This is a genomic window from Ensifer sp. EB106-03-01-XG145, assembly GCF_058792075.1.
This window is the reverse complement of record NZ_JBYTEC010000015.1, coordinates 97,875-114,877: the sequence shown is the minus strand read 5'-3', so window position 1 is coordinate 114,877 and position 17,003 is coordinate 97,875. Positions and strand designations below refer to the sequence as shown.

The window sequence follows — 17,003 nt, the reverse complement described above, 5'->3', positions numbered from 1 at the left end:
TCAAGACCAAATCCAGCCGATGATGTGTCAGCTATCTCCCCGAACACCTGTCAGGTATCTCCCCGGACTGAACAACAGGGGCGAGGATGAGGGAGAATGGGACAACGCTCGCCAAAGCATTTCGGCTTTGTCAGCAGTCTACCGGCGGTGTCAGGCCGCCCGCTCGCGCTTAGCGCCACCAGCCTCCGGAATCCGCGCAATCACCTTGATCTCGAAATCAAAGCCGGCAAGCCAGTTGACGCCGATGGCGGTCCAATTCGGATAGGGCTTTTCCGGGAAGATCCGGTTCTTGATTGTCATGATCGTCTCGAACTGGTTTTCCGGGTCGGTGTGGAAGGTGGTGACATCGACGATGTCGTCAAAGCTGCAGCCGGCCGCCGCGAGCGTTGCCTTGAGATTGTCGAAGGCGCGCTCGACCTGGCGGGCGAAATCCGGTTCGGGCGAGCCGTCCTCGCGGCTCCCCACCTGCCCGGACACGAACAGCAGATCCTGAGAGCGGATCGCGGCCGAATAGCCGTGGGCCTCGTAAAGCGCGTGCCTGTTTGCGGGAAAGATTGCGTCGCGTGAAGTCATCTGTCTGGTCCTTTGCTAAATCCAGGGCGCAGAAACGGGCGAGCGCTGCCCGATCCGGCAGAACTTCACAAAACCTGCTTCATTTGATATACGCCACGTATATGAACTAACCAAATACGGCGCGTATGTCAAATTCATATACGCATCGTATATGAATTTGAGGACAACATGGCCAGAACGCGCCAGGAAACGATGGAAGAAAACCGCGTGAAGCTGATAGCGGCGGGCCGAAAGGCCTTCGCCGAAAAGGGTTACGCCGCCGCTTCCATGGATGAGCTCACCGCCGATGTCGGCCTGACGCGCGGCGCGCTCTACCATAATTTCGGCGACAAACGCGGGCTGCTCGCCGCCGTCGTCAATGAGATCGACGGCGAAATGGCCGCGCGCGCCAAGGAGATCGGCGGCGCAAACGACGACGCCTGGCAGTCCATGCTTGCGGAAGGTGCCGCCTATATCGAGATGGCGCTCGACCCGGAGGTCCAGCGCATCGTGCTGCTCGACGGCCCCGCCGTGCTCGGCGACCCCTCGAAATGGCCGAGCCAGAACAGCTGCCTGGTGGCGACGAAGCGGTCGGTGGAGCAGCTGCTGGAGAAAGGCGTGCTGAAGCCGGTTGATCCGGAAGCCGCCGCAAGGCTCTTGAGCGGTGCCGCGCTCAACGCCGCCCTATGGGTCGCCGCCAGTGATGATCCGCAGGCCGTGCTGCCGAAGGCGATTGATGCTTTCCGCGCACTGGTCTCGGGCTTTCTGGCGGATCGATGAGGCAGGCGGCGCGATCCGCCGGCCCTACCCGCCGCGTTCCCCCACCAGTTCCCAAAGGTCGATCTTCGCAGCGCGTCCCTTGACCTGCACTAGCCCGATTTCGCGGAAAACAAAGCTGCGGGCGACCGCGTCGTGCACGGCGACGCTCACCAGGATCGACGTATTGAACTCCTTGTTCAACCCTTCGAGCCTGGAGGCGACGTTGATGGTGTCGCCCATGGCCGTGTATTGCTGGCGCGAGGCCGCCCCGATGCTGCCGACGACGGCCGGACCGGTGTGCAGACCGAAGCGTGTGAACAATTCGGGCCGGCCCGCCTGGCGGTTGGCAGCATTCAGGCCCTCGACCGCCGCCTTCATCGCCAGCGCGCAACGACAGCCGTGTTCGGCGTGCCTGATATCCTCGACGGGCGCATTCCACACGACGAAGATGGAATCGCCGAGATATTGCACCACGGTCCCGCCATGCTCTTCGGCGATGCCGTTCAGGAGCTCGAAATAGGCAGAGAGAATGTCGACCACATCCTCCGGCGAATGCTGCTCGGAAATGGTGGTGAAGTCGCGAATGTCGGTGAAGAGTGCCGTCACCTCCTGCCGCCTGCCCTTGACCACCGCCCCGCCCTGAGGGTCTATGATCCGCCGCACCACCTCGCGCGGCACGTAGAGCGCAAATTGCACGATGGCACGGCGGCTGGCAGCAAGCGCGCCCCCGAGCGTGTTGATCTCGGTGATCCACGAATGCGCCACGCCCTTGCCGGTGAAATTCAGATCGCCGATCCGGCGCGCCTCGTCGGCAAGCCGGTAAAGCTTCTGGCTGATCACCCGCGACAGCATCAGCGATCCGAACACGCCGGCCACCAGAAGGCCGGCGGCAATCAACAGGTTGCGCACCAGCAACCGGTTGGCCTGCGCCACGAGATCGTCGAGCGGCACGACGATTGCGACCGAGCTCCCCTTGAACAGGCCGTCAACGCTGACCGGCGCGACCTGCGCCAGATAGCTTTCGCCCTCAAGATCAATCTCGGCAAGGCCACCATTGGCATAGCGCGGATCCTTGCGCAGTCGCGCCACGGCCTCCACGCTCATGTCGAGGCTGCCCATGTCGACGGCGCGCCCGCCCGACCAGGTTCCCAAGATCCTGCCCATGATCGCCGGGTCGGAATGGGCGACGATCGTGTCGCCGTCGCCGATGATGAAGGACCGGGCGCGCGGCGAAATCTCCCGCGGATCGAGCAGCCGGCTGACGGTCTGCAGGTGAATGTTGACGCCAACCACGACCCGGTGGTCGCCCTTCATCGGCGCGGCCAAAGCGAGCGTCGGAACCCGGAGCGTTCCCGCGACGAAGGGCCCGACGGACACCGGCGCACCGCTTGAAACGGCGGCCTGATACCACGGACGTTGCCGTGGATCGAAGGATGTCGGCTCAAACCTCGGCTCTCCGATCGGCCTTGTCTCGCGGTCGAGAAACTGAAGGGTCGACTGAGCCTGCGAACCCTGCCTGGGCGTGATCGTCCGGATGGCGAAGTTCGCCTCCGCCGGCGCCGAAAGGCTCTGGCGGACATAGTCCCTCTCGGTGTTGATCACCTGCACGTAGGAACCGTCAGGATAACCGGCATAGATGCTCGTCGCGTTGGACACGCTTCGAAGCACCTCCAGGAAGAACTGCTGTTTTGCCTCAAGTTCCGCAGGCGGCGTGGGTATGAGCTGAGGTACCGCGGACGCCAGTCCGACGGCCTCATGTCCGCCTTCCAACGCATTCCTGTAGCCTTCGATCAGCCGAAAGCTCATCTCGCGCATGTGCTTGGCGCCGCCGAGAACGGCCGCCGCCCTGCCCTGGCTGAACGCCATCCAGATGATCGGCGTCGCCGTGCAGATGAGCAAGGCGACGACCAGAACGCTGAGGTGCACCCTGAGAGGCCTGGACCAGTTCACGCAACTCCCCCGAAACGTGACTTTATTTCGGCGAAACTATCACCTGCTCGGGCCGGCAGGAATGCGCAATCTTTCAAACAAATAGACCATTTCATTGAATCAACTGCATGTTTCCTTCGATCGTAGCCGATTGAAGGACACAAACATGCAGCACTTCAAAGCGCTACAGCGCCGCGCTTCTGATAGGACGCGCGGCGCTGCAGGAGACAATGAAATGGTCCGATGCGCAGGCCGTCTTTCAGGCCTCAGTTCAGCGGGATGGCGTTGCCGTCCTTGCTGTCCTGGTAGGTGGAGGAGAGTTCGTCGTACTTCGCGCGGATCGCGTCTGCGCGAGCCTTCAAATCCTTGCGCTGCGGCTCGGGCAGGCCGTCGATCAGTGCATGGATCGACTGGCCCTTCCAAAACGCATTGGTGCGGTTGTAGCCGCCGGGCTCCAGCGTGAAGACCTCCTTCAGGATCTTCAGGTCGTGCGGGATGGAGAAACTATCGCGGGAATCCTCGTGGCTGAAGAAGTAGTAGAAATTGTCGAAGCCCGCCCAGGTGATCGCCGACAGACACATCGAGCAGGGCTCATGCGTGGAGAGGAAGATGAGATCGCGGGAGTCCGGGCGCTCAGTACCCTCGATCTCGTAGAAGCGCTTCAGCGTGTGCACTTCGCCGTGCCAGAGCGGGTTTTCCGTTTCGTTGTTGGTCTCGACGAGCACGGTCGAAAGATCGGACTTGCGCATCAGTGCCGCGCCGAAGATCTTGTTGCCGGCAGCAACACCGGCTTCCGTTGCCGGGATGATGCCGCGCTCCATCGTGCCAAGCAGTGCATCGAGGAGTTGGTAGTTATCGGTCTGCTGTGTCATTCCCAGTGTCCTTTGACGAGGTTCAGAGTAACGCCAGGAAAAACAGGAAAGGGCTTCCTGCCCGGAATGGCGGGTTTCAAAACAATCCCAGGAAAAGTCTGAAGCGACTTCCGCCCGGGATTGAGTGTTCCAAAGATTGGGCCGGCTCAGTGCGCCTCCGCCGCAATCAGCGGCACTTCCGCGCCCTTGGCATCGTAGAGCTTGCCATTGAGGAAGTAGTCGCCGTCATGCAGGCGGGCGATGTCCTGGTAGCGGATCGTGCGCTCCGTTGCCGCCACGAACACCGACTGCTGGTCGGAATTGCCTGCCGTGAAGTGGTTGAACAAGAGGTTGAGCAGGATCGCCATCACGGCGGCCGACGAGATGCCCGAATGGAAGATCGTCGCGACCCAGGCCGGGAAATGCTCGTAGAAGCCGGGGGCCGCGATCGGGATCATGCCGAAGCCGATCGAGGTGGCGACGATCACCAGGTTCATGTTGTTGTTGTACTCAACCTTGGACAGCGTGCGGATGCCGCTAGCCGCGACCGTGCCGAAGAGCACGAGGCCGGCGCCGCCGAGAACGGAGGTCGGGACGGAAGCAACGACGCGCCCCATGATCGGCAACAGCCCGAGCGTCACCAGGAACATTCCGCCCGTTGCCACCACATATCGGCTCTTGACGCCAGTGACCGCCACAAGGCCGACATTCTGAGCAAAAGCGCTCTGGGTGAAGGAGCCGACGACAGGTGCCAGGATGCTCGACAGCATGTCGGCGCGCAGGCCGTCGCCGAGCCGGCGCGAGTCCACCTTGGTCTCGACGATCTCGCCGACGGCGAGAATGTCCGCCGAGGTTTCGACCAGCGTCACCATGATGACGATCAGCATCGAGATGATCGCGGCCAGTTCGAAGGTCGGATAACCGAAGTGGAAAATCTTCGGCAGAGCAAAGACCGGGCCGTTTGCCACCTGCGAAAAGTCGGTCATGCCGGCCACATAGGCGATGCCGGTGCCGATCACGATCGAAAGCAGGATCGAAAGCCTGGAAATCGAAGCATTGCCGAGCTTGCTGAGCAGCAAGACGATGACGAGCGTCACCGCCGCGAGCTGGATGTTGGCAGTGCTGCCGAAGTCCGGCGCCGCCTTGTTGCCGCCCATGGCCCAGAACGCTGCCACCGGCATCAGCGTGAGGCCGATGGTGGTGATGACGATGCCGGTAACGAGCGGCGGAAAGAAGCGCGTGACGCGCGAGAATATCGGTGTGATCAGAAGACCGATCAGCGAGGCCGCGATGACGGCGCCGAGAATGGCCGGTATGCCGCCATTGCCTGAAATCGCGATCATCGTCGCGACGCCCGAGAACGAAACGCCCTGCACCAGCGGCAGGCGGCTGCCGAAGAAAGGCAGGCCGATCGTCTGCAGGATGGTTGCGAGACCGCCGGCAAAGAGCGATGCGGTGACGAGCAGGCCGACATCGGCGGAATTCAAGCCCGCCGCCTGGCCAAGGATCAAGGGGACGGCAACGATGCCGCCATACATGGTCAAAACGTGCTGCAGACCATAGGCGAGGTTCGCGCCGATGCTCAGCCGTTCGTCTTCGGGATTCTCCGGTAGTACACTTTCCTCTGCAATACTTGCCAAGGGTATCTCCTCCATACCATTGTGATTGCCCCGTCTCCCGCGGGACAACCAAAAGGTAGCTGAAGGATGGCAAATCTCGCCTTCCTAAAAAAAGCGAAACACCTTTCGGATATTGGGCGGGAATGGGTACGGCGGCCAATTGATCCTTGCCCCGCTCCGCAGACGCCGGCGCGGCTGCCGACAGCGGCGCTTGGCGGGAGGCGGCTGGAGCCCTTTGTGCGCCATCATGCAACAGGGCTCGACGATGTGCAAACGCCCGCTCAACCCGGTATCGGCGGCAGCTCCGGCGCGACCAGCCCGCGGAACGGATCGCGCCATGCCTCGATCTCTTCGAGCTGCTCCACCCAGCGCTTGAGCGCCGGATAGTCCCCGATCGGCAGCCGCGCGGCATCGTTGTAAGGCAGGAATGTCGCCATGCGAAAATCGGCAAAGGAGACCGCGTCACCGACCAGCCACGCGCGACCGGAGAGCTCAGCCTCGAGGGTCCTCGCCGCCCTATGAAACTCCCGCAGCCCCTCCTCCACCATCGCTTCCTCGCAGGGGCCGATGCCGTAGCGCAGCTTGGTGCCCCGCTCCCAATGCACCATGTCGCAGGCTTTCACGAAGTTCTCTTTCCCCCAGCTGATCCAGCGGATCATCTCCGGCTCGCCGTCATCCGTTCGCCAGAAGTTGGAGCCGGTCTGGCGGGAAAGATAACAGGCGATCGCATCCGCCTCCCAGAGCGACCGGCCGGGGCGCTCCAGGATCGGCAGCAGCAGGTTCGGATTGAGCGACCGGAAGCGTTCGGCCTGCCCCACCCCTTGAGGGTCGGCAAATTCGAACGCGACCTCGGCCTGCAGATGCCGCGCGACGGCAACCGCCAGGCGAGGATTGGGATTGCGGCTGAAGTAGAGCTTCATGCGGTGGCTCTCCGTTGGTGCACGTCATGAAGACGAACGAAGGCGCCGCGCGCCGACAGGTACGAAAGAAAAATCGACCGCCGCTTCGTCGCGAATGACTCCTAGCAGACCTGACGCGTAGCAGCCTGACTTGGGACAACTGGTTGCGGCCAGGCGCGGCTATGTATGCTATCCTGTCATCAACCAGGCTCTGCAAGGGAGCCCAGGTGACCAACAGGGACACTATCGAGTGGTGGACAAGTCCGTTCAGCGCCGTCTGGCTGCCATCCTTGCCGCCGATGTAGTCGGTTACAGTCGCCTCATGGGCGTGGACGAGGACGGCACCTTGGCGGTCGTGCGGAACCTCCGCGCCGAAGTGATCGAAACTAGGATCGCCGAGCACCAAGGTCGGCTGTTTAAGTCTATGGGGGATGGCTTTCTCGCGGAATTCCCCAGCGTCGTGAAGGCCGTGGCCTGCGCAGTCGCATTGCAGAAGGATATGGCAGCACGGAACGCAGAGCTGTCAGAGGACCGAGCCATCCAACTCCGCATTGGCGTCAACTTGGGGGATGTGATTGCCGAGGATGGCGATGTTTTCGGTGAAGGCGTGAACGTCGCTGCGCGGATCGAGGGACTTGCCCCGGCGGGCGGCATTGCAGTCACCGGCATGGTTCATGACAACGTAGGAAGTCGCCTTGATCTCTCGTTTGAAGACATGGGTGAGCAGCAACTCAAGAATATCGCCCAGCCGGTCCGGGTCTATAGTCTGGGAGCTCCCTCAGGAACATCGGTGCGACCAACAGCGGTAGAACGAATCAAACCGTCCATAGCAGTACTGCCATTTACCAACATGAGTGGTGATCCCGGGCAACAGTACATTTCCGATGGGATCACCGAGGATATCATTACCGAACTCGCCCGCTTTCACGGCCTATCCGTAGTAGCTCGCCACGCGTCGTTTCATTTTGCCAACAAAGGAAAAAGTCATATCGAAATAGCGCGGGAACTGGGCGTTGCCTATGTAGTTGAGGGTAGTCTACGCAAATTGGGCGACCGAATACGCATCACAGCCCAGTTGGTCGATGCCATAACCGGCACTCACGTCTGGGCCGACCGCTACGATCGCGATGCGCAGGATATCTTCGCTGTCCAGGACCTTGTTGTGGCGGCAATCGTAACAATGCTGGAGGGCCGTATGTACGCTGCAGAAGCAGCAAAAGCCCGTGCAAAACCAACTACTAGCTGGTCGGCTTATGACTGTCTGTTACAAGGCCGCAATCTATGTGACCATCAGCGTGATGCCGAAGCCGTACCCCTACTTGAGCGGGCAATTGCCGTCGATCCGCATTTTGCACTTGCGCATGCCTGGCTGGCGATAGCTCTTACCATCAGCAATATCATTGTGCTCGATGACGATCAGATGGCCAAGGCTGAGAGCGCTTCGAAACAAGCGCTGGAACTAGATGCCAACGACGCCACGTCTCATTGGGCAAGAGCGCTCTACTACCTTTGGACAGGCGACCATGACCGTTCACGCTTCCATTTTGACAGGGCGCTGACACTCAATCCGGCCGATATACAGATTAAGGGCGACTACGCGAACTGGCAGCGCGCCAGTGGCAGGCCGGCCGATGCGTTGGCCACAATCGATGCCGCCATAGGCTTGGGTCCCTTCGTGCCCGATTGGTTTGCAGCGGTTCGCGGCCTGACGCTCTTTGACCTCGCTCGATATGCTGACGCAGTCGAAGCGCTCGAGAGTGTCCCTGTACAACGCTCCAGTGGCCTCTTGTACCTAGCCGCCGCGCGCGCGCAATTAGGCGACTTAACTGGTGCAAGTGAGGTGATCGCCAAGGTGAAGCTGGTGAAACCGGATTTATCGCTTCGGAATGTGATCCAGGTACTGCACTACGCACGCCCTGAAGCTCAGCAACACTTGATTGATGCCCTGCGGAAGGCGGGGCTGCCGGAGCAGTATGTGCGCCCCTTACGAGCAAGTTGAGTTAACTTCTGCTTGTGGCCCATTGCTTCTTTTAGCTGCCCTGCAAACGTTGGTCGCTTTCGGTGCATAGCGGACGCCGGCAAGTCTTCCGCCCGGTTGATTTATGGGTTCACGGCCTAGAGCATCCCGCTCCTCACGTGGAAGCACTGGAGGCGAAAGATGCTTTAGAATCAAAGTGCTATGGCGTCCTTTGTGCGTCCAGTTGAACGCACGGCACTCTAGGTGACGTTGGGTTAGTTGCGACTGCGCCAGAGCAAGACCGACAGCACCGCATGAACTGCGACCGCGGGCCACAGAAGGAAGCCCGCGGAGCCAGTCAGTCCGAAATAGGCCAGATAGAGCGTGACTGCCGCACTGTAGATCAGCATGCCGAGGAGCCCTGAGTTCCTCCAGCAGGCAACGCCGAGTGCGATCAGGGCAATACCGGCCACCCGGGCCGTCGGGATAGCGGGCCCGGTCAGCACCTCGCCAAGCAATACCTGCCCCACGAACGAAGGCACCACCACCAGCGCGAGCCCTGTTGCCATCTCCGCGAAGGCGGCGAGATCAAGCACGCGTATCATAGGAACGCACCTCTGCTAGCCGTTTATGTCCAAGCCTTGCGATGCACCGGCGCTAGAGCATCCCGCTCTCAAGTGGAATCACTGGAAGCGGAAAGATGCTCTAGATTCAAAGTGCTAGAGCGTCCTTTGTGCGTTCACTTGAACGCACGGCGCTCTAGGGCGTTGCGTTTGGCTTCAGTTCAAAAGTCAGCTTGTCGATCTTGCCCGTGAAGCGGAAGGGCGTGTCGTAGCGGTATTCCAGCAAGGCAACGCCGGTGCGTGTGTCGAGACCGACGTCAAAGGTCTCATCCTCGGGGAAGGTAACCGGGATGCCGTGGTCGATGCTGTTCGTGGCGACTTCCTGGCCGTCCACCGACAGAACGCCCGTGCCGCCGGCGCCAAGTCCCTTTCCATCCGACTTGAAGTCGAAGACGATCGTGTGTTTGCCGGGTTCGAGTTCCGGTCCCTCCCACATGGTGCGCTTGAGGTCGAGGAGATTGTAGAGGAACACGACCTTCCCACTGCCGACACCGAAGTCTCCCTGGCTGAGGAAGAGGCCGTAACCGCCAAAGCGGCCGCCTTCGGTGACGATCATGCCTTGCGCACCGCCGTCCGGTATCTCGACGTCGGCAGTAATCGTATAGGACTTGTTCAAGGTGCTGGGCGCAGCACTGCCCGGCACACCGCTCAATTCTCCCTGATAGGTGAATTCCGTCCGTCCGGCCGTCAGGTTGGGTCGAGGGGCGTTCCAGCGTGCGAGCGTCGAATTGTCGAGTGGCAGCACGTTGTACTTCTTCGCTTCGGCATAGAAGAGGTCCTGCAATTCCTTGAGCTTGTCAGGCATTTTGGCGGCAAGATCGGTGAACTGCGTCGGGTCTTCGTCGACGTTGTAGAGTTCCCAATTGTAGCCGGTGATCACGTCGGGAGGCGTCTTGGTGCTGAGTTCCCACGGCAGTGTTGCGGGCGTCGTCGCGGCGACCCATCCCTCGTGGTAGATCGCGCGGTTTCCCAGCATCTCGAAGTACTGCGTCCGGTGTTGCGTCGGGGCAGTGGCATTCGCCTTGTCCCATGTATAGGCCAAGCTGACGCCTTCGATCGGCTCCTGCTTGATGCCGTTGATCGTCTCCGGTTGCGGGATGCCTGCCGCCTCCAGGATCGTCGGCACGATGTCGATGAAGTGGTGGAACTGCGCGCGGATCCCGCCCGCGTCGTTGATATGGCCGGGCCAGGACATGACCATGCCCTGCGCCGTCCCGCCGAAATGCGACGGCACCTGCTTTACCCACTTGAACGGTGTCCCCATCGCCCAGGCCCAGCCGGCTGCGAAATGCGGGAATGTCCGCTCCGAACCCCAGAACGGATACCAGAGAAACTGGTCCTTAACCGGAACTTCGACACCGTTGAATGTGGTGAACTCATTCGGTGTGCCGTTGAGCATGCCCTCGGCGCTCGCTCCGTTGTCGCCGCCGATGTAGATGATCAGGGTGTTGTCGAGCTCTCCGAGGTCTTCCACCGCCTGGATGACCCGCCCGATCTCGTTGTCAGCATAGGCAAGGTAGGCGCCGTACACATCGGCCTGCCTGATGAACAGTTTCTTCTGCTCGAAACTGAGCGAATCCCATTGCGGTAAACTGTCGGGCCAAGGCGTGAGCTTCGCGTTCTCAGGCATGATGCCGAGCCGCTTCTGATTGGCGAAGATCGTCTCGCGAACCTTGTTCCAGCCCTCGTCGAAGAGGTGCATGTCGCTGATCTTCTTGATCCATTCGGGCGTCGGGTGGTGCGGCGCATGGGTGGCGCCAGGCACGTAATATACGAGCCAGGGCTTGCCGGGGGCGATCTCGCTCAGTTGCTTGATGTGCTGGATCGCGTCGTCGGCCATGGCCGTTTCCAGGTTCCATTTGGGATTGCCTTCAAACGGATAGATGGCAGTCGTGTTGCGGAACAGGTTCGGTTGCCACTGGCTGGCATCGCCGCCGACGAAGCCGTAGAAATAATCGAAGCCCATGCCCGTCGGCCACTGGTTGAAGGGCCCCGCCTGGCTCGATTGATAGGACGGCGTGTTGTGGTTCTTGCCGAACCATGAAGTGGCGTAGCCATTTTCCTTGAGGATCGTGCCGATCGTTCCTTTCTCGATGGGAATGATTGAATCGTAACCGGGATACCCGGTAGCGATTTCGCCGACCACGCCGAAACCGACGGAATGGTGATTGCGCCCGGTGATCAGCGCCGCACGAGACGGCGAGCAAAGCGATGTCGAGTGGAAGTTCGTGAAGCGCAACCCCTCTTTGGCGATGCGGTCCATCGCCGGTGTCGGAATGACCCCGCCGAAGGTGCTCGGCGCGCCGAAGCCTTGGTCGTCCGTCATGATGAGCAGCACATTGGGAGCGCCTTTCGGAGGCACGACACGCGGCGTCCACCAGGGCGTCGATTCCGAGGCTTTTTCCTTGATCACGCCGCCAAAAGCCGGACTTGGCGACGGAAGCTGCTTACCCGTAATTGTCGTGGTCGCTCCGGGTGCGCCGAGCGTCCCTGAAACCTGCTGTGCCCATGCGGACGTAAAACCAAGCGCGAAGAAGGCTGCACCCGCAAGCATGCTCTGGCCAATGGTCATGGCGAACACCTCTACTGCAGATCGTTGAATTCTCTCCGAATTAGAACGGTCTAATATACGCATATCACTGCGTGTGGGAAAGGTAAAAGACCGGTCGTAAAACTCGCGCGCGTTAGGTTCAATGTCCCAAGGCGGCTGATGCCGCCACAGGCAAACATGAATCACGCAAAAACATGCTCGTTTTAGCGGGACTCACGTATAGCGATGCAAGCATCCCAGCGATCGACGCGGGCGTCGCGTCTTTCGTTGCCTGAACAATTCCGTTCTGGCTGCGTTCATAATTACGAGCGCTAAATGGGACCGACGTTTAGGAGGTAACATACATGAAGAAGATCATTTCAATCAGCCTGCTGCTCGCGTCGCTGATACCGGGCGCAGCACTGACGCCGGGCACAGCACTGGCCCAAGGCGTAGAGCTCTATCTCGATGGCGGTGGGCCAAGATATGACGATGGCCGACGCTATTACGACGACGAGGACTACGGCGACGACTATTATCGCGACCGCTACTATCGCGACCGCCAGTATCGCGATCGCCGCGCCCAGCGCCGCATTTGTACCCCGCAACGCGCTTTGGCGATAGCGCGGGCCGAGGGCTTGCAGGGCGCCAGAGTCGGTCGAACCACCAATCAGTGGATCGAAATTAGAGGGTCGCACCGTCGCACGATCGTCTTCGGCCTTCAGCCCAACTGCCCGGTTCGCGGCTACAACAACTGGTAAAATGCATTGCGGGGCTTTCCGTCGACGGTTGGGGCGATCTCCGCCCCAACCCGGCGGCCAGCTATCTCAGGCCCGACCCCCGGCTGAGAACGGGGGGCCGGCCCGCACGGTGAACCTCGTCAGGCGTCCATCGACGGACGATGCTGGCGCTTTCCAGACACCGTGACAGCGTGAAGGTCTGTGCTCCCTCACGAGGTTTCGGCCTCGCCCCCTGTGAACCTCCCAAGCAGTTTTTTTTGCCCTATTTCCCGCCGGAGTTTTGCCCGGCCAGCTCAAAGCCGTCGTCTCATGGAGATGGCGCGCTGCATCAAGGCTGACGAGAGAGCGCACCCTGCGCCGCCAAACGGATCGCCCCACCCTGCGCGCCTGGAGCGTTGGCCGGGCGGTCCCATTCGGCGTCGAACCCTGCGGCGCAAGATTGCGAGCGCCATGCCGCCCCCAACAGATCGACCGTCTCGGCATCTGTGAATTTGCTTCCTAATACCTGCGAACCCGGTCTGCCTACCGGCGATCCACGGGCTGACCTATTTCTCTGTCCACCCTCGACGCAGGCAGGGCCTGCCCCATTGATCAGCAAAGGACAGTGAAATGGCACTCAAGGACATTCTTCCCGGCACGCTCGGCTTCGGCGCCGCACCGCTCGGCAACATGTTCCGCGATATCCCGGAACAGGAGGCGCTCGGCACCGTGGAGGCCGCCTGGGACGACGGCATCCGCTATTTCGACAACGCCCCCTTCTATGGCGCCGGCCTCGCCGAAATCCGCATGGGCGAATCGCTGGCCGGCCGTCCGCGTGACGAATACGTCATCAGCACCAAGGTCGGCCGGGTCATCCTCGACGAGATCGAGGATGTCAGCGCCCGCGATCTCGGGGAAAAGGGCGACGTCTTCCGCTATGGCCGGCCCAACAAGATCGTCAACGACTATTCCTATGACGCGACGCTGCGCTCGATCGAAGACAGCCTGAAGCGCCTGAAGACCGACCGGATCGAGATCGCCTTCGTCCACGACGTCGCCCAGGACTTCTACGGCGACGAATGGCTGGATGTGTTCGAGACCGCCCGCAAGGGCGCGTTCAAGGCGCTTGACCGGCTGCGCGACGAGGGCGTGATCAAGGCCTGGGGCCTCGGCGTCAACCGTGTCGAGCCGATCGAACTGCTGCTCGCGCTCGAAGGCCCCCGCCCCGACGGCTTCCTGCTTGCCGGCCGCTATACCCTGCTCGATCACGACCGCGCCCTGCAGCGCGTCATGCCTGTTGTCGCCGAACGCGGCCTCGGCATCATCGTCGGCGGCCCCTATAGCTCGGGTGCCCTGGTTGGCGGACCGAACTTCGAATATGCCCCGGCCACGCCCGCAATCCTTGCAAAGGTCGCGCGCATCAAGGCGATCGCCGACCGCCACGGCATCAGCATGAAGGCCGCGGGTCTGCAATTCGCGCTCGCCAACCCGGCGGTCGCCGCCGTCATCCCCGGCGCCAGCCAGCCGAGCCGCATTGCGGAAGACCGCGCGGCGCTGAACGAGGTCATTCCCGCCGATTTCTGGCGCGAACTCAGGGCAGCCGGCCTGGTCAATCCCGCCGCTCCCCTGCCGATAGCCTGAGCGAGAGCGTGAACTGTGCCCGCCCGCTATCTTGCGGGCGGGGCAACCGCTACCGGATCCTCCGCCAGAAAGCGCTGCAGGCGCGGCACGGCAAAATCGAGGAACGCGCGCACGCGCGCCGGCAGATGCTGGGCACCGCGATAGAGCGCATGAATTTCATCAGCCTCGGCAATGGCGCTGTCGGCAAGCACCTCGACGAGCTCTCCGCGGGCGATCGGGCCGCGGACGTGATAGTCGGCGATCCGCCCGATCCCGACGCCTGCCATCGCCATGCGGCGGATGGTTTCGCCGTTATTGGTCAGAAGCGAGCCGCTCAGCATCCGCTCGACGATCCGCCCGCCCTCGCGCATCGGCCAGACGGGGTTTGCCCGGCGAAAATTGAACCCCAGGCAATTATGCCTCAGCAGATCCTCCGGCGTTTTCGGCACGCCCCACCTGGCGAGATAGGCGGGTGAAGCGACGATGCGCCTTTTTGTCGTGCCGATCTTGCGCGCCACCAGATTGGAATCCGGCAGGCGCCCGACCCGGATCGCGACATCGGTCCGTTCGAGATAGAGGTCGACCACCTCGTCGGACAGCGAGAGGTCGATGACGATCTTCGGATAGGCTTCAAAGAAAGCGGGCAGGATCGGCTCCAGCGCCGCCGTGCCGAAGCTGACGGACGAACTCACCCGGATCAGCCCCTCGGGTGCTGCACCTCCTTGGGCGATCTGCTGCTCGGTCTCGTCGAGATCGGCAAGCAGCCTCTGGCTCCGCTCGTAATAGAACGCGCCTTCATCCGTCAAAAGCAGCCGCCGCGTCGAACGCTCGACCAGGCGGATGCCGAGCCGAGCTTCCAGCCGTTGAATGAGCTTGGATACGGTCGACGGCGTCATCATGAGCTGCCGCGCCGCCTCGGAAAAACTGCCGGCCTCGACCACCTGGACAAAGACCATCATCTCGCCTGCGCGGTTATCCATGACGCCACCCGGTTCGAATTTCGAAAACCCGCCGTCAGGCTATCGCGGAAGCCTCGACCTGTCGCCCCTGCCCCGTCATGCCGGCACGAACGGCCGGAGAGCCTCGACCAGTTCGGTGGTGCCGTAGCAAACCTCGCCCTGCGGTTCGATGTCGATCAACCCGCCCTTGTTGTGCGCATCGTAGAGATCGACCAGGAGCCCGGCAGTGCTCGCGCTCACAGCCCGCTCAAGCGCCTCCTGCCAATGTTCGCGCGGCACGGCCTGAGCGGTGATCGTGCGGCCCAGCAACTGGCTCAGGGCGCTGGCGACATCCGCAGCGCTATAGCGGCGCGGTCCTTCGGCGTGGACGATGCGCTCGACGTCTGCCGCGCTCGGTCGGCGCAGGAAATCGGCGGCGATGCGCCCCACATCGCCGGTCGAAACGGCGGCAAATGTCCGCTCGACCGGGTGGTGCAGGCTCGGCAGAATGCCCGTCGCGATCGCCGTGGGGATACTGCGGGCCCAGCCCTCCATATGCTCCGCCGAGCGCAGGAACACCTTGGGCATGGCGAGCGCGCGAAGGCGATCCTCGAAGTGACGGAACACGGTGGGCATGCCGATATCTTCGTCGACATGGGCGCCGTAGTCGGAGATCGCCAGCACGCGTTCCGGCCCTGCGCGCGCAATCGCCTCGGCCATGTTCGCCGTCATCCGGCGCATTTCAGCTCTGGCGTCCTCGGCTCTGAGCGGCGGCGGCAGGATGATCTGCACGGCTTGCGCCCCCGCGAATGCCTGACGGAGTGCCGCCGGGTCCTGCAGATCGGCGAGCGCGACGTCACAACCGATCGCGCGCAATTTGTCCGCCCTGGCCGCGTCGCGCAGCACCGCCCTGACCGGCAGGCCCGCCGCGCGCAGTGCCGATGCCGTTGAAAAGCCCACCTTTCCGGCGGCCCCGAGGATAACAAACATGATCTCGTTCCTTGCTGAAGATCGGCAAGGACTAGGGACCGCGAGGGCCCTCGTCGCACAGATTCGGCCAGGATTTTGCAGCTTCGGTCAGATTTCGGCCGCGCGTCGCATGATCTCGCTAGGCGTCTCGCCCAGAAGCCGGCGCATCGTTGAAGCCATATGGCTTTGATGGGCGAAGCCGGCGGCGACCGCAATCTCGCTCGCCGGCATCATCGTCGTGGTCATCAGCGCACGGGCATGCTCGACGCGGCGGCGGATCACATATTGGTGCACCGGCAGGCCGGTGCTGTTGCGAAAGAGCGTCTTCAGCCGCGTGGCGCTCAAGCCCGCGACCGCGGCAAGGTCGGCAAGATGAAGCCTCTTGTCCAGATGGGTCTCGATGAACTCGGTCAGAACCCGCAATTGCCGCGCCGAGAGTTTCGGTTCGCTCCGCCCTTCCGGCCGTTGCGGTCCGCCCGTCGCGGTCTCGATCAGCCGCACGGCAAGCGCATTGGCAAGAAGGTCGATATAGAGCGGATCGGATGGCGTGTCGGCCTCCAGATCCGCCTTGATCGCCCAGCCGATCGCTTCGAGCCTGGTGTCGCGCAGCTGCAATTGCGGCATCAATTCCACCCTGTCGCCATGCCGCCCGAGGTCGGCCGCGACCCGGTCGAGCAGCGATCGCGAGAAACTGAGCCGCAGGATCCGGCAGTCGGCATCATCCTCCCAGGAACCGTCGACGCCGGCCGGAATGATGTCGATATCGCCCGGCTTCTGCACCCGCCGCATGCGCCGACCGCCGCATTGGCAATCGGCGTTGACCGGCGGACCGAAATGCATGCCCAGACGGTGCATCTCGCCGCCCGGCACATGCACCCGGCCGCGCGGAATATGGATGAAGTCGGCCGAAAGCCCGTTCCATGCCCGCCCGGCACTGGTGAGCAGGATCTGTGGCGATGGTTGAATGGAAGAAAGTGACATGACCTGCTGCGACCTGGACCTCGGCATGGGGTGGCCATGCTACGTCGCAATCGGCGG

14 protein-coding genes are annotated in these 17,003 nt (G+C 62.1%); 4 read left to right on the top strand and 10 right to left on the bottom strand.

Translation table 11 applies throughout. The annotated features are described in order from the left end of the window. Window positions 1–150 precede the first annotated feature (150 nt). Complete coding sequence (locus AC3WWH_RS26860) at window positions 151–573, bottom strand: RidA family protein (RefSeq protein ID WP_058324838.1); 423 nt, start codon at window positions 571–573, stop codon at window positions 151–153. Between the two features lie 168 nt (window positions 574–741). Between AC3WWH_RS26860 and AC3WWH_RS26855 the strand changes: the two genes are divergently transcribed. Then, on the top strand, window positions 742–1,332 hold the full coding sequence (locus AC3WWH_RS26855; protein ID WP_057253890.1) for a TetR/AcrR family transcriptional regulator: 591 nt from the start codon (window positions 742–744) through the stop codon (window positions 1,330–1,332). Between the two features lie 24 nt (window positions 1,333–1,356). On the opposite strand, the gene AC3WWH_RS26850 is transcribed toward AC3WWH_RS26855, so the two are convergent. From AC3WWH_RS26850 to AC3WWH_RS26835, 4 genes are all read right to left on the bottom strand, one after another. After that, window positions 1,357–3,261, bottom strand: a complete 1,905-nt coding sequence (locus AC3WWH_RS26850) for an adenylate/guanylate cyclase domain-containing protein (RefSeq protein WP_057253888.1) — start codon at window positions 3,259–3,261, stop codon at window positions 1,357–1,359. 245 nt (window positions 3,262–3,506) lie between these two features. Next, entirely contained in the window at window positions 3,507–4,112 is a 606-nt protein-coding gene (locus AC3WWH_RS26845; RefSeq protein ID WP_057253886.1) for a deaminase, read from the bottom strand. A gap of 146 nt (window positions 4,113–4,258) precedes the next feature. Continuing rightward, window positions 4,259–5,731 (bottom strand): nucleobase:cation symporter-2 family protein, encoded by a 1,473-nt coding sequence (locus tag AC3WWH_RS26840; RefSeq protein WP_058324839.1) that lies wholly within the window; start codon window positions 5,729–5,731, stop codon window positions 4,259–4,261. A 260-nt stretch (window positions 5,732–5,991) separates the two neighbouring features. Next, window positions 5,992–6,630 (bottom strand): glutathione S-transferase family protein, encoded by a 639-nt coding sequence (locus tag AC3WWH_RS26835; RefSeq protein ID WP_058324840.1) that lies wholly within the window; start codon window positions 6,628–6,630, stop codon window positions 5,992–5,994. Between the two features lie 229 nt (window positions 6,631–6,859). Here AC3WWH_RS26835 and AC3WWH_RS26830 point away from each other — a divergent pair, with 229 nt between their 5' ends. Then, the gene (locus AC3WWH_RS26830; protein ID WP_058324841.1) at window positions 6,860–8,608 is read left to right on the top strand and encodes an adenylate/guanylate cyclase domain-containing protein; all 1,749 of its coding nucleotides are present in this window, start codon (window positions 6,860–6,862) and stop codon (window positions 8,606–8,608) included. Window positions 8,609–8,841: 233 nt separating this feature from the next. On the opposite strand, the gene AC3WWH_RS26825 is transcribed toward AC3WWH_RS26830, so the two are convergent. Both AC3WWH_RS26825 and AC3WWH_RS26820 read right to left on the bottom strand, forming a co-directional pair. Next, window positions 8,842–9,171: a hypothetical protein gene (locus AC3WWH_RS26825; RefSeq protein WP_057253872.1), complete on the bottom strand. Its 330-nt coding sequence runs from the start codon at window positions 9,169–9,171 to the stop codon at window positions 8,842–8,844. A gap of 154 nt (window positions 9,172–9,325) precedes the next feature. Continuing rightward, window positions 9,326–11,761 carry an arylsulfatase gene (locus AC3WWH_RS26820; protein ID WP_113399087.1) on the bottom strand — a complete coding sequence of 812 codons (2,436 nt, stop codon included), beginning with the start codon at window positions 11,759–11,761 and terminating at the stop codon, window positions 9,326–9,328. Between the two features lie 323 nt (window positions 11,762–12,084). Here AC3WWH_RS26820 and AC3WWH_RS26815 point away from each other — a divergent pair, with 323 nt between their 5' ends. Beyond that, a complete protein-coding gene (locus AC3WWH_RS26815) occupies window positions 12,085–12,480 on the top strand; it encodes a hypothetical protein (protein WP_057253870.1) in 396 nt (131 codons plus the stop codon). Window positions 12,481–13,068: 588 nt separating this feature from the next. Then, entirely contained in the window at window positions 13,069–14,079 is a 1,011-nt protein-coding gene (locus AC3WWH_RS26810; protein WP_058324842.1) for an aldo/keto reductase, read from the top strand. Window positions 14,080–14,105: 26 nt separating this feature from the next. Here AC3WWH_RS26810 and AC3WWH_RS26805 read toward each other — a convergent pair whose 3' ends face one another. The 3 genes from AC3WWH_RS26805 to AC3WWH_RS26795 form a co-directional block, all read right to left on the bottom strand. Next, window positions 14,106–15,038 (bottom strand): LysR family transcriptional regulator, encoded by a 933-nt coding sequence (locus AC3WWH_RS26805; protein ID WP_058324843.1) that lies wholly within the window; start codon window positions 15,036–15,038, stop codon window positions 14,106–14,108. Between the two features lie 75 nt (window positions 15,039–15,113). Next, the gene (locus tag AC3WWH_RS26800; RefSeq protein WP_058324844.1) at window positions 15,114–15,986 is read right to left on the bottom strand and encodes an NmrA family NAD(P)-binding protein; all 873 of its coding nucleotides are present in this window, start codon (window positions 15,984–15,986) and stop codon (window positions 15,114–15,116) included. Window positions 15,987–16,073: 87 nt separating this feature from the next. Then, a complete protein-coding gene (locus AC3WWH_RS26795; RefSeq protein ID WP_058324845.1) occupies window positions 16,074–16,946 on the bottom strand; it encodes a helix-turn-helix transcriptional regulator in 873 nt (290 codons plus the stop codon). Window positions 16,947–17,003 lie beyond the last annotated feature (57 nt).

Excerpts from the sequence above, each read along its gene's own strand:
- AC3WWH_RS26860 (WP_058324838.1), bottom strand. The coding sequence starts at position 573 with ATGACTTCACGCGACGCAATCTTTCCCGCAAACAGGCACGCGCTTTAC.
- AC3WWH_RS26855 (WP_057253890.1), top strand. The coding sequence starts at position 742 with ATGGCCAGAACGCGCCAGGAAACGATGGAAGAAAACCGCGTGAAGCTG.
- AC3WWH_RS26845 (WP_057253886.1), bottom strand. The coding sequence starts at position 4,112 with ATGACACAGCAGACCGATAACTACCAACTCCTCGATGCACTGCTTGGC.
- AC3WWH_RS26835 (WP_058324840.1), bottom strand. The coding sequence starts at position 6,630 with ATGAAGCTCTACTTCAGCCGCAATCCCAATCCTCGCCTGGCGGTTGCC.
- AC3WWH_RS26825 (WP_057253872.1), bottom strand. The coding sequence starts at position 9,171 with ATGATACGCGTGCTTGATCTCGCCGCCTTCGCGGAGATGGCAACAGGG.
- AC3WWH_RS26820 (WP_113399087.1), bottom strand. The coding sequence starts at position 11,761 with ATGACCATTGGCCAGAGCATGCTTGCGGGTGCAGCCTTCTTCGCGCTT.
- AC3WWH_RS26815 (WP_057253870.1), top strand. The coding sequence starts at position 12,085 with ATGAAGAAGATCATTTCAATCAGCCTGCTGCTCGCGTCGCTGATACCG.
- AC3WWH_RS26810 (WP_058324842.1), top strand. The coding sequence starts at position 13,069 with ATGGCACTCAAGGACATTCTTCCCGGCACGCTCGGCTTCGGCGCCGCA.
- AC3WWH_RS26805 (WP_058324843.1), bottom strand. The coding sequence starts at position 15,038 with ATGGATAACCGCGCAGGCGAGATGATGGTCTTTGTCCAGGTGGTCGAG.
- AC3WWH_RS26800 (WP_058324844.1), bottom strand. The coding sequence starts at position 15,986 with ATGTTTGTTATCCTCGGGGCCGCCGGAAAGGTGGGCTTTTCAACGGCA.
- AC3WWH_RS26795 (WP_058324845.1), bottom strand. The coding sequence starts at position 16,946 with ATGTCACTTTCTTCCATTCAACCATCGCCACAGATCCTGCTCACCAGT.